The organism is Streptomyces sp. NBC_00523 (assembly GCF_036346615.1).
Lineage (GTDB): Bacteria > Actinomycetota > Actinomycetes > Streptomycetales > Streptomycetaceae > Streptomyces.
The window spans coordinates 4,683,296-4,697,714 of record NZ_CP107836.1; the positions used below are offsets into that span (position 1 = coordinate 4,683,296).

Below are 14,419 nucleotides of genomic sequence, written 5' to 3' on the forward strand. Positions count from 1 at the left end.
TGTGTGATTGCAACATATGCAACACCCATTGCGTATATCGCTCAGGGCTGTCTAACATCCGAGCCGACGCCCGGTCAATGGTGAGTGCCGGTGCCGCCGCCCGACTGCTGAGGAGCCCCGCGTGTCCGGAACGACGCCCGCCGATGTCGTGTGCCTCGGTGAGTCCATGGTGACGTTCCTGCCCTCACGCCCCGGGCGCCTCGCCGACGTGCCCTCCTTCGACCGGGGCATCGGTGGCGCCGAGTCCAACGTCGCCTGCGCGCTGGCCGCTGCCGGGCACCGGGCGGCCTGGGTGAGCCGGGTGGGGGCGGACGGCTTCGGCGACCACCTCGTGGAGGCGGTCGCCGCGTACGGCGTGGACACGTCCCTCGTCCGGCGCGATCCCGCGCGGCCGACCGGGATCTACTTCCGTACGGCCACGGACCGGGACACGGATGTCCACGAGGTGGCGTACTACCGGGCCGGGTCCGCGGCCTCCGCGATGTCGCCGTCCACCGTGCCGTGCGACGGGCTGCCCGCCGGGCGGATCCTGCACCTGTCCGGCATCACGGCCGCCCTGTCGGCGGACTGCCTGGCGCTGCTCCACGAGCTGACCGCTCCGCGTGCGGGGCGACCGCTGATCTCCTTCGACGTGAACTACCGGCCGGGGTTGTGGCGGGGGGAGTCGGCCGGGGTGCTGCTTGAGCTGGCGCGGCGGGCCGATGTGGTGTTCGTGGGGGAGGACGAGGCGGAGGCGGCGTGGGGCGTCGTGGGAGCCGCCGCGATTCGTGAGGCGTTGCCGGAGCCGGGGGTGGTGGTCGTGAAGCGGGGTGCCGACGGGGTGGCGGTGTTCTCCCATGAACCGGGGCTCCGCCCCGGACCCCGCGCCTCAAACGCCGGCGGGGCTGATGAGGTCACCCACGTCCCCGCCCTCCGCGTGGACGTCGTCGCCCCCGTCGGCGCCGGCGACGCCTTCGCCGCCGGTTTCCTGTCGGGCACGCTGCGGGGACTCTCCGCGCGGGAGCGCGCCAGGCACGGCCACCTCATGGCCGCCGCAGTCCTCACCGTCCCCGGCGACCTCACCGCACCCCCCGCCCGCGAGCACGCCGACCGGCTCGCCGCACTGGGCGACGACGCGTGGGGGAGACTGCGTCTCGGCCCCGGGTGGACGGGGGACGACACGGAGGTACGTACGACATGAGCCAGACCGTCGACCGCGCGCTGAGCATCCTGCCGCTCCTCGCCCAGGGGCCCGCCGACCTCGGACAGGTCGCCGACCGCCTCGGCGTCCACAAGTCCACCGCGCTGCGCCTGCTCCGTACGCTCCACGAGCACGGGCTCGTCTACCGGCAGCAGGACCAGCGCTACCGCCTCGGCGCCCGGCTGTTCGCGCTCGCGCAGGAGGCCGTCGAGAACCTCGACGTACGGGAGATCGCCCACCCGCACCTCGTCGAGCTGAACGAGCAGTGCGGGCACACCGTCCACCTCGCCGTGTACGAGGAGAACGAGGTCCTCTACATCGACAAGGTCGAGAGCCGCTACCCGGTCCGGATGTACTCGCGGATCGGCAAGCCCGTCGCGATCACCGTCGCCGCCGTGGCCAAGCTGCTGCTCGCCGACCTGAGCGAGGCCGAGCGGCGGTCCATCGCCGACAAGCTCGACTACCCCATGTACACGTCCCGTTCGACGCCCGGCGCCGCCGCGTTCCTCAAGGAGCTCGCCGCCGTACGCGAACAGGGCTGGGCCACCGACCTCGGCGGCCACGAGGAGTCCATCAACTGCGTCGGCGCCCCGATCCGCGGCGCCGACGGGCGCGTTGTCGCCGCGATGTCGGTCTCCGCGCCGAACGTGGTCGTCACGGCCGAGGAACTCCTCACCCTGCTCCCCCTGGTCCGTCGGACCGCCGACACCATCAGCCGGGAGTACTCCGGCAGCAACCGACCCAAGAAAGTCTGATCAGCGATGACCGACAAGACCGCGCTCACCCCCAGCACCCACACCACCCCGCCCGCGAAGTTCTCGCACGGCGTGCGCAAGGGCAACATCCTCCAGGTCGCCGGCCAGGTCGGCTTCCTGCCCGCCGTCGAGGGCCAGGCGCCCACCCCGGCCGGCCCGACCCTGCGCGAGCAGACCCTCCAGACCTTCGCCAACGTCAAGGCGATCCTGGAGGAGGGCGGCGCGAGCTGGGACGACGTGATGATGATGCGCGTCTACCTCACGGACGTGGACCACTTCGCCGAGATGAACGAGATCTACAACGCGTACTTCGCCGAGCAGAACCTCAAGGAGGCCCCGGCCGCGCGCACCACGGTCTACGTCGGCCTCCCGAAGGGCCTCCTCATCGAGATCGACGCCCTCGCCGTCCTGGGCTGAGCCATCCCCGTAATCCGCACCCTGCCCGGCACGGCGCCGTACACCCAACCGGCGCCGTGCCGCGGCCCCCCCCTGCCCAAGAACATGGACCAACAACGGAGTTACCCATGCAGCTCGCCGCAGGCCCCACCCCGCCCGAGACGCCACCCCACACCGGTGGACTCCTTCTCCTGATCGACGGCACGCCCGGTCTGCTGACCGTCGCCGTCCTCGGAATCGCGCTCCTCCTCTTCCTGATCATCAAGGTCAGGCTCCAGCCGTTCGTCGCGCTGCTCGCGGTCTCCATAGCCGTCGGCCTGGGCGCGGGGCTCTCGGTGACCGAACTCTTCGGCACCGTGCAGAAGTCCGCCGCCGTCTCCGTCATCGAATCCGGCATGGGCGGCATCCTCGGCCATGTCGCGATCATCATCGGCCTCGGCACGATGCTCGGCGCGATCCTGGAGGTCTCCGGCGGCGCCGAGGTGCTGAGCGCCCGGCTGCTGCGGCTCTTCGGCGAGAAGCGCGCCCCGCTCGCGATGGGCCTGACCGGCCTGATCTTCGGTATCCCGGTCTTCTTCGACGTCGGCATCTTCGTCCTCGCGCCGATCGTCTACGCCGCAGCCAAGCGGTCCGGCAAATCGATCCTGCTGTACTCCATGCCGCTGCTCGCGGGGCTCTCCATGACCCACGCGTTCCTGCCCCCGCACCCCGGCCCGGTCGCCGCCGCGGGGCTCTTCCACGTCTCGCTCGGCTGGGTCATCCTGATGGGCGCCCTCGTCGGCATCCCGTCCGTGCTCGCCGCCTGGGGTTACGCCGCCTGGATCGGCAAGCGGATCTTCGTGGACGTCCCGCAGGACATGGTGGAGGCCGCCGAGGAGGCGAAGGCCGCCGTCGTCGCCGAGCAGCGGGCCGCCGGGGTCACCCCGCGCGAGGAGCCGGTCGCGCTCTCCACCGTGCTCGCCATCATCGGCACCCCGCTGATCCTGATCCTCGCCGCCACGTTCTCCTCGATCGCGATGGATCCCTCGACGGGCCGCTCGGTCATCGAGTTCTTCGGCAACCCGTTCGTCGCCCTGACGATCGCGCTGCTCCTCGCGTACTACCTGCTCGGCATCCGGCGCGGCTGGTCCCGCAAGTCCCTGGAGTCCGTGTCCACTTCCTCGCTGAAGCCGGTCGGGAACATCCTGCTCGTCGTCGGCGCGGGCGGCATCTTCGGTGCCGTGCTCAAGGCCAGCGGCATCGCGGACGCGCTCGCCGACACCTTCAACGACGTCGGCCTGCCCGTCATCCTGCTCGCCTGGCTGATCTCGGCCGTGCTGCGGATCGCGCAGGGCTCGGCGACCGTCGCCATCGTCACCACCGCCGGCATCGTGGTCCCGCTCGTGGAGAACCAGGGCTTCTCGCAGGCCCACCTCGCGCTGATCATCATGGCCATCTCGGCCGGCTCGATCATCGCCTCGCACGTCAACGACGGCGGCTTCTGGATGGTGTCGAAGTACTTCGGCATCTCCGAACGCGACACCCTGAAGTCCTGGACCGTCCTCGAAACCGTCCTGTCGGTCGCCGGGTTCGTCGTCGCCGCGCTGCTCAGCCTGGTGATCTAGCCGTACGTCGACGAGTCAGGCGGCCGAGGCGCAGATGATGCTGCGGCCCTGGTTGACCTGCCAGTACCAGAACCGCTCGCCGGGCCCCGCCGGACAGGTCCAGTTCTGGCCCTGCTTCGGGGCCCGGTAGAAGCCGGTGATCCGCAGGATCGACTGACCCGCCTTGGGCACCTTCAAGGCGTTGCACTTCCACACCACCGTCAGGTCCGCGTTGGTCTCCCCGTTCACCTTCGCCGGGAAGCACTGGCCCGCCCTGTACACCCGGTCCAGGCACAGCGTCCGCGTGATCCCGTCGTCGCCCGACCGGCTCCACCAGGTGAAACCCGCGCCCGTGTCGCAGGAGCCGGACGCGCCGGTGCGGGTGCTCACCTGGTTGACGTGCATGTAGGCGTTCGAGGCGGCGCACTTCACCCGGACCGGGCTGCTCGCGCTCATGTGGTCGTAGCCGTCGTTGTACACGTCGAGGCAGTCACCCGCGCGCACGGCGGCGAAGGCGCGGTCGGTGGCGTTCATGGTGGGTGTGGGCGTGGGTGTCGGTGTCGGGGTGGGGTCTTCCGTCGCGGTGTCGTCGGTGTCGGTGTCGGTGTCGTCGGCCGTCGAGCCTCCGCCGCTGACCGACGTGTCCGTGTCCGTGTCGGCGGTCGTGCTGTCGTCCGCGTGCGTGTCGAGGTCGCTGCCCGAGGTGACGGAGCCGGACGCGCTGCCGCCCGACGACGAACCGCCGCCCGTCTTCTCCCACGGCTGCCACGTCAGCAGCCCCGCCACGGCCACCAGGGCGAGCAGCCAGCCCAGGGCGGCGCCGCCGGAGGACGACGAGCGGGGGCGCGGGCCCGCCGGGACGGGGGCCGGTGCGGGCGAGGCGGTCCGGGCCCGGGCCGCCCGCTGGGCGCGCTCGTGCTCGGCGCGCTGCCGGGCCGCCCGCTCCTGCTCGGCGCGCTCCCGGTCGGCCCGCTCCCGGTCGGCGCGCACCCGCGCCGCACGCTCGGCCTCCAGGCGGGCGGCCTCGCGGCGGGCGGATTCGCGGCGGGCGGCCTCCGCGCGCTCCCGTTCCTCCCGCTCGGCGCGCTCGGCCCGCACCCGGGCAAGGCGCTCCGCCTCCTCGCGCTCCGACTGCTCCCGCTCCGCGCGCTGCCGCTCGGCCAGCTGGGCGAGGGCCGCCATCTCGCGGCGGGTGCGGTCGCGGTCGGCCCGGGCCTGCCGCTGCGGCGAATACACCAGCGTCGGGGGCGGTTTCGGCACCGCGCGCGTCCGCTGCGTCACCGTCGGGGCGTGCGACGGGCCACCCGGGGGCCGGCCACCCGCCCATTCCTGGCCCTGGTTCGCGTACGCGTCGATCAGCGCCGTCCAGCGGGGCGGCAGCCAGCGCGTGCCGCTCGTCGTCATCGGCAGCCCGGCCTGCTGCTCACGGAAGCGGGCCAGCAGCTCGGCGGGGGTCGGACGGTGCCGGGGCTGCACGGCCAGGCACGGCCGGATCGTCGCGACCAGCTCCTTGGGCAGCCCGGTCAGATCGAGCTCGCCGCGCTGCACCCGGGCCAGCAGCCGCAGCGTGTCGCCGTCCGCGCGGTAGGGCGCCCGGCCGGTGGCCAGCAGGAAGAGCGTGGCGCCCAGCGAGTACACGTCGGAGGCGGCGGTGGACTCCTCGCCGCGCGCCTGCTCCGGCGAGGTGAAGGCGATCGTGCCCAGCGTGAGGCCCGTCAGGGTGAGGTCGCTGGCGTGCGAGATGCCGAAGTCGATGACCCGGGGCCCGTCCAGCGGCAGCAGCACGTTCTGCGGCTTCACGTCGCGGTGGACGATCCCCACCCCGTGCAGGGTGACCAGGGCCTGGGCGGTGCCGGCCGCGATCCAGCGTACGGCCGAGGCGGGCAGCACCCCGCAGGAGCGGACCAGTTCGGAGAGCGGGGGCGCGGCGATGTAGTCGATGGCCATCCAGGGCCGCTCGGCGTCCGGATCGGCGTCCCGTACGCGGGCGGTGTAGGCGCTGTCCACCCGCTGGGCGACCGCCACCTCCCGGGCGAAGCGCCGCCGGTCGGTGTCGGCGACCCGGCCCTCCGCGAGGAGCGTCTTCACGGCGACGAGGTCCCGGCCGCCGGCCCGGGCCAGATAGATCCGGCCCATGCCCCCGGACGCCAGCCGCCCGAGCAGCCGGTACGGCCCGAGCGTCACCGGATCGTCCCCGCCCAGCGCTTCGATCCGCGCCCCGGCCATGTCACTCCCCCTGTCGCCCAGCACCGCGCCCACCACGGTGCCACGTCCGGACGCGGACAGCCATGAGGTGGCACAACTCCCCTACACGACTGTTGCGTTACCGGTATCGAAGCCGTGGCCCGCGGGTGCTGTCCGTACACGCAGCAGCGCCGCCGGGGGAGCGGCGGCGCTGCTGGTCATGGGGATGTGGTTTACGGGAGGCCGTGGACGTGCGGGCCGACCGCGTTCGACCAGGCGTTGCCGGCCGTCGCGTCCCAGTTGGTCGACCAGGTCATCGCGCCGCGCAGGCCCGGGTAGGTCTTCGACGGCTTGAAGCTGCCGCAGCCGGTGCCCTTGGCCAGGCAGTCCAGCGCCGCGTTCACGACCGACGGGGCGACGTAGCCGCTGCCCGCGCCCCGGGTGGAGGCGGGGACGCCGAGGCCGACCTGCGACGGGTCGAGGCCGCCCTCCAGCTGGATGCAGGCGAGCGCGGTGAGGAAGTCCACCGAGCCCTGCGAGTAGACCTTGCCGTCGCAGCCGAGCATCGAACCGCTGTTGTAGTACTGCATGTTGACGACGGTCAGGATGTCCTTGATGTTGAGCGCCGTCTTGAAGTACTCGCCCGCGGTGGACTGCATGTCGATGGTCTGCGGGGCCATCGTGATGACGAGGCCGGAGCCCGCCTTCTGCGACAGCGAACGCAGCGCCTTCGTCATGTACGTGGAGTTGAGGCCGTTCTCCAGGTCGATGTCGACGCCGTTGAAGCCGTACTCCTGGATGAGGGAGTAGAGCGAGTTGGCGAAGTTGGTCGCGGACGCGTCGCTGTTGACCGAGACCGAGCCCTTCTCGCCGCCGACCGAGATGATGACGTTCTTGCCGGCCGCCTGCTTCGCCTTGATGTCGGCCTTGAACTGGTCGACGGTGTAGCCGTTCAGGCCCGCCGAGTCCAGGTTGAAGGTGACGGCGCCGGGCGTGCTCGTGGCGTCGGCGAAGGAGACCGCGATGATGTCGTAGTTCGCGGGCACGTCGCTGAGCTTCTGGACGGTCGCGCCGTTGTTGAAGTTCTGCCAGTAGCCGGTGACCGCGTGCTTCGGCACGGAGGTGCCCGGGTTCGGGTTGGTGGACCCGGACTTGGCGGTGCGGCCGCTGACGGTCGCCGACTTCACGGACTCACCGGCCGCGTTGGTGGCGGTCACCGCGAACTGGTAGGCGGTGTCGGCCGCGAGACCGGTGACGGTCGCCGAGGTGCCGGAGGCGGTGGTGGCCTTCACGCCGTCCTTGTAGACGGTGTAGCCGGTCGCGCCGGACACCGCGTTCCAGGACAGGCCGACCGAGGACGAGGTGGTCGAGCCGACGGCGAGCCCGGCCGGGGCGCCGGGGATCGACGGGCCGGGGTCGGTGCCGCCGCCCCCGTCGGGGCCGGTCACCGAGAAGTCGTCCACGAGGTAGGCCGCCTGGCCGTACCAGCCGTGCGTGTACACGGTGACGGACGTGGTGTTCGCGCCGGTCGTGAAGCTGGTCTTCAGCTGCGTCCAGTCGGAGGAGCCGGGCGTCCACGTCGAGACGTCGGTGGTTCCGGTGCCGCTGGCGCCCAGGTACGCGTAACCGCCCTGGACCCAGGAGCTGAGCTGGTACGTGGAGTTGGGCTTCACGGCCACGGTCTGCGAGCACTTGGCGTTGTCCTGGCCGGCCGGGGTGGCCTTGAGGGCGGAGGTGCCGCCGTGCACGGGGGAGGAGACGGTGGTGCCGGAGTTGCCGGTACACGTCCAGTTGGCGAGGCCCGATTCGAAGCCCGCGTTCTTGGCGACGTTGACGTCGGCGGCCTCGGCGCTGGTCACGAGCCCGGTGAGGGTCAGGGCGCCGGCCGCGACGACGGCCACGGCGGAGCCGAGGACCGGGCGGGTGTGGCGTCTTCTGCGGCTCGGGGCGGGGGAACGATCCACTTGCTGCCTCCGGGGGGAGTCGGGGATGGCGGGGGGGCGGCACGGGGGGTGCCGGGGTGTGGAATCGAGGAACGGTGGCCACCGCTGGCCGATAAACTGGTCCAGACCAATCAAGTTGTCAAGACCTCTGGCGGTCTCCGGTCCCCCCGAAGGTGCCGATGACCTCATCACCCGTGCTCCGCGGGCTTCTTGAAAGTGTTCTCTGTCCTGCCGTACGTGGATAAAGTGCTCAGGCGGGAGCATCCGAGCGGAAGCACCCGGCGGGAGCGAGTGCGGCCGGCGGTACGCGGCGGCCCGAGGAACGGGGAGCGGCGTGCCGACAGCCATAGCAGTGACCGGTCCCGGCCTCGTGCTGCCCCCGCAGGACCGCCAGACGCCCCCGGCGGTCGTCCTGCGCGGACCCGCCGAACAGTCCCTGGACCAGGCCCTGGAGGACATGCAGCGCCTCCTGGAGCAGCACGGACACGTCATCGCCGTCTACCCGGCCGGCATCTCCGCCGCGCACGAGCGCCGGCTGCACACCGTCCGCGCGGTCCTGGAGAGCGACCGGATCGCCCTGCTCAAATCGGACCTGCCGCCGCTCGGCGTGGCCGTACTGGTGCGCCAGTTACGGCAGTTGTCCGTCTGCGACTTCAGCGCCGGAGTGATCGCCTCCGCCGCGCGGCTCCTGTCCCACTACGTGCACGCGGGCGCCCTCCTCCACTCCGTGACCCGGCTCGACCGGGTGCCCGTCAGCCTCAAGTCGCACGCCAAGTCCTGGTTCCCCGGCGCCCAGTTCGGCGTGCTCGCCAACCCGGAACCCCAGCTGGTCAGGGCCGGTACGGGGGAGCTGTCCGGCCCCCGCTTCGCCACGCACCTCCTGGTCGCCCGGGGGCAGTCCCCGTCCGAGTGGGTGACCGGGACGCTGGCCCCGGCCTGGCAGGTCCAGGCGGTGCACGAGGCCGTCCTGCCCGACGAGTCCCCCGGCTGGTGGGGCACCCCGAAGATGATCGAGTTCGCGGCCTATCTGCCGGACATCTCATTGATCTACCAACTGGTCTCCTCGGTGCGCAGAGAGGTCTGTACCTGGTGCGGAAACGAACTCATCGGCGACCGCTGCGGGCTGTGCAACGCCCCGTTGAACCCGCCCGAGGACCGCACGCGCGGCCCCGCCGCGCTGAACCCCTGACGTCCCCGTACCGCCCCGCTCCGTACCGACCACCGGCCCACATACCCCAACGAGGTCGCTCCGCCCATGAATTCACGGCAACGCCGCGGCGTCATCCTGCTCGTCCTGTCGGTCCTGTGCGCCCTCGCCGCCTTCGCCGGTGTGCTCTGGGTGATCGGTGACGTGAACGCGAAGGTGGGCCCCGAGGTGACCGCGTACCGGGTGAAGACCACCATCGCGCCCTACAAGCCGCTGGAATCCAGCCAGTTCGAGAAGATCTCGATGCCCGAGCGGTGGCTCTCCAAGAGCGCCGTCACCGACCTCTCCGCCCTCCGCGGCAAGATCGCCGTCACCGAACTGCACCCGGGCTCCCTGCTCCAGGAAGACATGCTGGTCGACCGCCCGAAGCTGAAGAGCGGGCAGCAGGAGATCGCCATCATGATCGACGCCGCGACCGGTGTCGCCGGCAAGATCAGGCCCGGCAACCTCGTCAACATCTACGCCACCTTCGCCGGCCGCACCGACAAGGAGAAGCCGACCTCGCGCGTCATCGTGGCCAACGCCCGGGTCATCGACGTCGGCCGGCTCACCTCCCTCGAACCCAAGCCGGAGGACCGCGGCGACGGCCCCACCGAGGCCGTGCCGATCACCTTCGCCCTGGACACCGACGACGCCCAGCGCGTCGCCTACGCGGAGTCCTTCGCCGAACACGTACGCCTCGCCCTGCTCCCCGCCGACAGCCCGACCACCCTGCGCCCGGGCGAGGGCAGCTACGACCTCGACGAAGACAAGAACAAGTGAGGACCGGATGAGCACACGCATCCTCCCGGCCGTCGGCGACGCCGACGCCGCCCGCGCCGTCTCCGGGCTCCTCGGCCAGCTCCCCGACGCGGAACCGGCCGCCCCGCTCGGCGACTCGACCTCACTGCTCGACACCCTCGCCCGGCTCGCCGCCGAATCCCTGGACGAGCTCCCCGAGGTCGTCCTCGTGCACGAACGGATCGGCCCGGTCCCGGCCCTGGAGCTGATCCGGGAAGTGGCCCTGCGCTTCCCGGCCGTCGGCGTCGTCCTCGTCACCGCCGACACCAGCCCCGGGCTCTACTCCGCCGCCATGGACTCCGGCGCCCGCGGCCTGGTCGGCCTGCCGCTCTCGTACGAGGAGCTGGCGCAGCGCGTCCAGGCCGCCTCCGGCTGGTCCGTCGGCGTCCGCCGCCACCTCGGGGCGGGGGCCGAGCTGCACACCGGACCCGCCGGCACCGTCGTCACCGTCAGCGGCGCGAAGGGCGGCGTCGGCACCACGGTCACCGCCGTCCAGCTCGCCCTGGCGGCCGCCGCCTCCGGGCACACTGTCGCGCTGGCCGACCTGGACCTCCAGTCGGGGGACGTCGCCTCCTACCTCGACGTGCAGTTCCGCCGGTCCGTGGTGGACCTCGCCACCATCCAGGACATCTCGCCCCGGGTCCTCCAGGACGCCCTGTACAACCACGAGTCCGGCGTCGCGTTGCTGCTGGCCCCGGCCGACGGCGAGCGCGGCGAGGACGTCACCGACCGCGTCGTACGCCAGACGGTCAGCGCCCTGCGCCACCGCTACGAGGTCGTCGTCATCGACTGCGGTACGTACATGAACTCGGCCAACGCCGCGGCGGTCGAGATGGCCGACCGCACCGTGCTCGTCACCACCCCGGACGTGATCACCGTCCGGGCCGCCAAGCGCATGGTCCGGCTCTGGGACCGGCTCCAGGTCCGCAAGGCCGAGGAGACCATCACCCTCGTCAACCGCCACACCCGCCACACGGAGATCCAGCCCGCGCTGATCGAGAAGATCACCGCCACCAGGGTCGCCCGGACCGCCGTCCCGGCCAACTTCAAGGAGCTCCAGGCCGTTGTGGACGCCGGACGCCTCCAGGACCTGGACGCCAAGTCCACCGTGAAACAAGCTCTTTGGGGGCTGGCCGGAGACCTCGGTCTGGTCAAGAACGCGGAAGCGGCCGCCCGAGGGGGCAGGCTGAAGGGTGAGCGCGGCGCGTCGGGCGGCCGGCGGGCGCGTGCGAAGTGAACACCGAGGGGGAGTGCCGTGCCATGAACCTCTTACGAGCGGACGTGCGCCGTGACGCCCGCTCCCGCTCCGACCGGGGTCAGACCGCCATCGAGTTCGTCGGCACCCTGCCCCTGATCCTGCTCACCCTCGCCCTGCTCTGGCAGGCGGGGCTCGTCTGCTACACGTACATCCTCGCCGGGAACGCCGCCGACAAGGCCGTCCGGGCCGCCGCCGTCGCGAAGGGCAGCCAGTGCGCGGCCGGCGCGCAGGCGGTACGCGAGGACGTTCCCGGCGGCTGGAGCGCCCACATGGACAGCTGCGACGCCCTCGGTGAGCTGGTCAGCGTAAAGGTGCGCGTGGACGTACCCCTGCTGTTCCCCGGGGCGTTCAGCGTGCCCATGCACGCCACCGGCGAGGCGAAGGCCAGGAACGAGCGGCGGGACGCATGGTGACCCGGCGCCGCACCGGCTCCCAGCGCGGGCAGGCCGCCGTCGAGTACGTGGGCGTGCTCACCCTGCTCCTCGTCGTCGCGCTGGCCGTGGTCCAGCTCGGCCTCGCCGTGTACGCGGCCCAGCAGGCGGGTACGGCCGCGCGGGCGGCGGCCCGGGTGGCGTCGACCGAGGGCCAGCAGGGCCGGGCGGGCGCGGTGGCCCGGGAGTCCATGAGCGGCTGGCTCGCGGACGGGGCGTCCGTCAGCACCGGGGCCGGCGCGGAGTCGGTCACCGTGACCGTACGGGTTTCCGTGCCCGCCCTGCTGCCGATGTTCTCCTTCGGCTCCGTCGAGAAGAGCGCCACCATGCCGAGCGACTGACCCGGAACCGACCATGCGGCCACAGGAAACGAGGGAGTCGATCACATGAGCCTGCGGGCGCGCATCACCAGCCCCGAACCCGTGAACGGGATGAGCGAGGAGAGCCGGCTCGTCGGCGCCTACCGCGCCAAACTGCTGGAGGAGATCGACCTCGCCGAGATGTCCGCCCTTCCGGCGGCCGACCGCAGGGCACGGCTCGAACGCGTCCTCGGCCACATCATCAGCCGCGAGGGCCCTGTCCTGTCCTCCGTGGAGCGCTCGCAACTCATCCGCCGGGTCGTGGACGAGGCCTTGGGCCTCGGCATCCTCGAACCGCTCCTGGAGGACGCCTCCATCAGCGAGATCATGGTCAACGGACCCGAACAGGTCTACGTGGAGCGCGGTGGCCGCCTCGAACTCCTGCCGATGCGTTTCTCCTCGCACGAGCAGCTGATGCAGACCATCGAGCGCATCGTCTCCACGGTCAACCGCCGGGTGGACGAGTCGAACCCGATGGTCGACGCCCGGCTGCCCTCCGGCGAGCGCGTCAACGTCGTCATCCCGCCGCTCTCCCTGTCCGGGCCGATCCTCACCATCCGGCGCTTCCCCCGCGCGTTCACGCTCCAGGAGATGATCGCGCTCGGCTCGCTGGACGAGCACATGCTGCTCCTGCTCGCCGGGTTCGTCCGCGCCAAGTTCAACGTGATCGTCTCCGGCGCCACCGGCACCGGCAAGACCACCCTGCTCAACGCGCTCTCCGGGCTGATCCCCGACGGCGAGCGCATCGTCACCATCGAGGACTCCGCCGAGCTCCGGCTCCAGCAGTCCCACGTCATCACGCTGGAGAGCCGCCCGCCCAACGTCGAGGGCAAGGGCCGGGTCACCATCCGCGACCTCGTCCGCAACTCCCTGCGCATGCGGCCCGACCGCATCATCGTCGGCGAGGTCCGGGGCGGCGAGACCCTCGACATGCTCCAGGCCATGTCCACCGGCCACGACGGGTCCCTCGCCACCGTCCACGCCAACAGCGCGGAGGACGCGCTGATGCGGCTCCAGACCCTCAGCTCCATGTCCGAGGTCGAGATCCCGTTCGCCGCGATCCACGACCAGATCAACAGCGCCGTCGACGTCATCATCCAGCTGACCCGGCACGGCGACGGCTCCCGCCGCGTCACGGAGATCGCCGTCGTGGACTCGTACGGCCGCGAGGACTACCGCATCGTCTCCGTCTGCCGCTTCGACGCCCTCCCGATGGCGGCGGACGGGCGCGTGTACGGGCAGTTCGCGTACTTCCCCGTGCCCCGCCGGGTCGCGGACCGCTTCTACATGGCGAACGAGACCGTCCCCCCGGCGTTCGGGGTCGCCCGTACGGCCGAGCAACTGCTGACCCGTACGCCCACGGCCTGACCCCCGCACCCCCTCGCTTGGAAGGCGCTTCCGGACATGGACAACCTGCCGCTCCTGACGGTCGGCGTGACCCTGCTCGCCTGTGTGCTCGCCGTCGTCGGCCTGCGTGTCTTCGCCTCCGGCAGGGAACAGCAGCGGGCGCTCATCGACCGCCTGTCCCGGACCGGCCCCCCGGCGATCGAGGGGCGCGCCCGGCGCTTCCGGTCGATCGACCGCCGGCTGCGGCGGACCGGCCTCGGCAAGCGGATCGAGCGGAAGCTCGCGGTCACCGGGCTCGACCTCACGCCCGGCGAGTACGCGGTGTACGTCGTCGCCGCCCTGCTCGCGCTCTACTTCGTCACGGCGGCCGTGTTCGCCTCGTTCTTCGGGCTCCTCGCCGTGCTCATCGGCGCGTGGGGCGGCAACGCCTTCCTCAACTGGCAGCGCGCCAAACGCACCGAGGCGTTCATCAGCCAGCTCCCCGAACTCACCCGCGTCCTCGCCAACGCCACCCAGGCCGGACTCGCCCTGCGCACCGCGATCTCCATGGCCGTCGAGGAGCTGGACGACCCCGCCCACGAGGAACTGCGGCGCGTTGCCGACCGCCTGGCCATCGGGCACTCCCTGGACGACGCCCTCAACGAACTCGTGGAACGGCTGCCCTCCCGCGAGCTGACGGTCCTCGTCTCGACGCTCATCCTCTCCAACCGGGCGGGCGGCACCATCGTCTCCTCGCTGCGCAACCTCACCAACACGCTGGAGGAGCGCAAGGAGACCCGGCGCGAGGTCACCACCCTCCTCTCCCAGGTGAAGGTCACCGCCGTCGCCGTCCCCGTCCTCGGGCTGCTCTTCCTGCTCCTCATCAACACCATGAGGGACGGCGCACTGGACGACATGGCCGCCGCGACCCCCGGCCGCATCGCGATCGTCGTCGCCGCCGGGCTCTACGGCCTCGGCTTCTTCCTGATCAACCGCCTGACGCGCGTCCGCATCTGA

At 71.7% G+C, this 14,419-nt stretch carries 13 protein-coding genes; 11 read left to right on the top strand and 2 right to left on the bottom strand.

The genetic code is table 11. The annotated features are described in order from the left end of the window. Positions 1–121: 121 nt before the first annotated feature. From OHS17_RS21470 to OHS17_RS21485, 4 genes are all read left to right on the top strand, one after another. Positions 122–1,180 (top strand): sugar kinase, encoded by a 1,059-nt coding sequence (locus OHS17_RS21470; protein ID WP_330313482.1) that lies wholly within the window; start codon positions 122–124, stop codon positions 1,178–1,180. Next, a complete protein-coding gene (locus OHS17_RS21475) occupies positions 1,177–1,935 on the top strand; it encodes an IclR family transcriptional regulator (RefSeq protein WP_330313483.1) in 759 nt (252 codons plus the stop codon). Before OHS17_RS21470 ends, OHS17_RS21475 begins: the two co-directional genes overlap by 4 nt. 6 nt (positions 1,936–1,941) lie before the next feature. Beyond that, positions 1,942–2,352 (top strand): RidA family protein, encoded by a 411-nt coding sequence (locus tag OHS17_RS21480; protein ID WP_018100981.1) that lies wholly within the window; start codon positions 1,942–1,944, stop codon positions 2,350–2,352. Between the two features lie 107 nt (positions 2,353–2,459). After that, positions 2,460–3,935, top strand: coding sequence for a GntP family permease (locus tag OHS17_RS21485; protein ID WP_330313484.1), 1,476 nt, complete (start codon positions 2,460–2,462; stop codon positions 3,933–3,935). Positions 3,936–3,950: 15 nt separating this feature from the next. Here OHS17_RS21485 and OHS17_RS21490 read toward each other — a convergent pair whose 3' ends face one another. Beyond that, positions 3,951–6,140 (bottom strand): serine/threonine-protein kinase, encoded by a 2,190-nt coding sequence (locus tag OHS17_RS21490; RefSeq protein ID WP_330313485.1) that lies wholly within the window; start codon positions 6,138–6,140, stop codon positions 3,951–3,953. Between the two features lie 191 nt (positions 6,141–6,331). Next, positions 6,332–8,062 carry a chitinase gene (locus tag OHS17_RS21495; protein ID WP_330313486.1) on the bottom strand — a complete coding sequence of 577 codons (1,731 nt, stop codon included), beginning with the start codon at positions 8,060–8,062 and terminating at the stop codon, positions 6,332–6,334. A 331-nt stretch (positions 8,063–8,393) separates the two neighbouring features. Between OHS17_RS21495 and OHS17_RS21500 the strand changes: the two genes are divergently transcribed. From OHS17_RS21500 to OHS17_RS21530, 7 genes are all read left to right on the top strand, one after another. Then, positions 8,394–9,230 carry a hypothetical protein gene (locus OHS17_RS21500; RefSeq protein WP_330315318.1) on the top strand — a complete coding sequence of 279 codons (837 nt, stop codon included), beginning with the start codon at positions 8,394–8,396 and terminating at the stop codon, positions 9,228–9,230. Positions 9,231–9,296: 66 nt separating this feature from the next. Then, positions 9,297–10,010 (top strand): Flp pilus assembly protein CpaB, encoded by a 714-nt coding sequence (cpaB, locus tag OHS17_RS21505; protein WP_330313487.1) that lies wholly within the window; start codon positions 9,297–9,299, stop codon positions 10,008–10,010. 7 nt (positions 10,011–10,017) lie between these two features. Beyond that, positions 10,018–11,265, top strand: a complete 1,248-nt coding sequence (locus OHS17_RS21510; protein ID WP_161206760.1) for an AAA family ATPase — start codon at positions 10,018–10,020, stop codon at positions 11,263–11,265. 23 nt (positions 11,266–11,288) lie between these two features. Next, the gene (locus OHS17_RS21515; protein WP_330313488.1) at positions 11,289–11,699 is read left to right on the top strand and encodes a TadE/TadG family type IV pilus assembly protein; all 411 of its coding nucleotides are present in this window, start codon (positions 11,289–11,291) and stop codon (positions 11,697–11,699) included. Then, complete coding sequence (locus OHS17_RS21520; RefSeq protein WP_330313489.1) at positions 11,693–12,058, top strand: TadE/TadG family type IV pilus assembly protein; 366 nt, start codon at positions 11,693–11,695, stop codon at positions 12,056–12,058. Before OHS17_RS21515 ends, OHS17_RS21520 begins: the two co-directional genes overlap by 7 nt. A 45-nt stretch (positions 12,059–12,103) precedes the next feature. Further along, positions 12,104–13,444, top strand: a complete 1,341-nt coding sequence (locus OHS17_RS21525; protein WP_330313490.1) for a CpaF family protein — start codon at positions 12,104–12,106, stop codon at positions 13,442–13,444. A gap of 36 nt (positions 13,445–13,480) precedes the next feature. Continuing rightward, entirely contained in the window at positions 13,481–14,419 is a 939-nt protein-coding gene (locus tag OHS17_RS21530) for a type II secretion system F family protein (RefSeq protein ID WP_330313491.1), read from the top strand.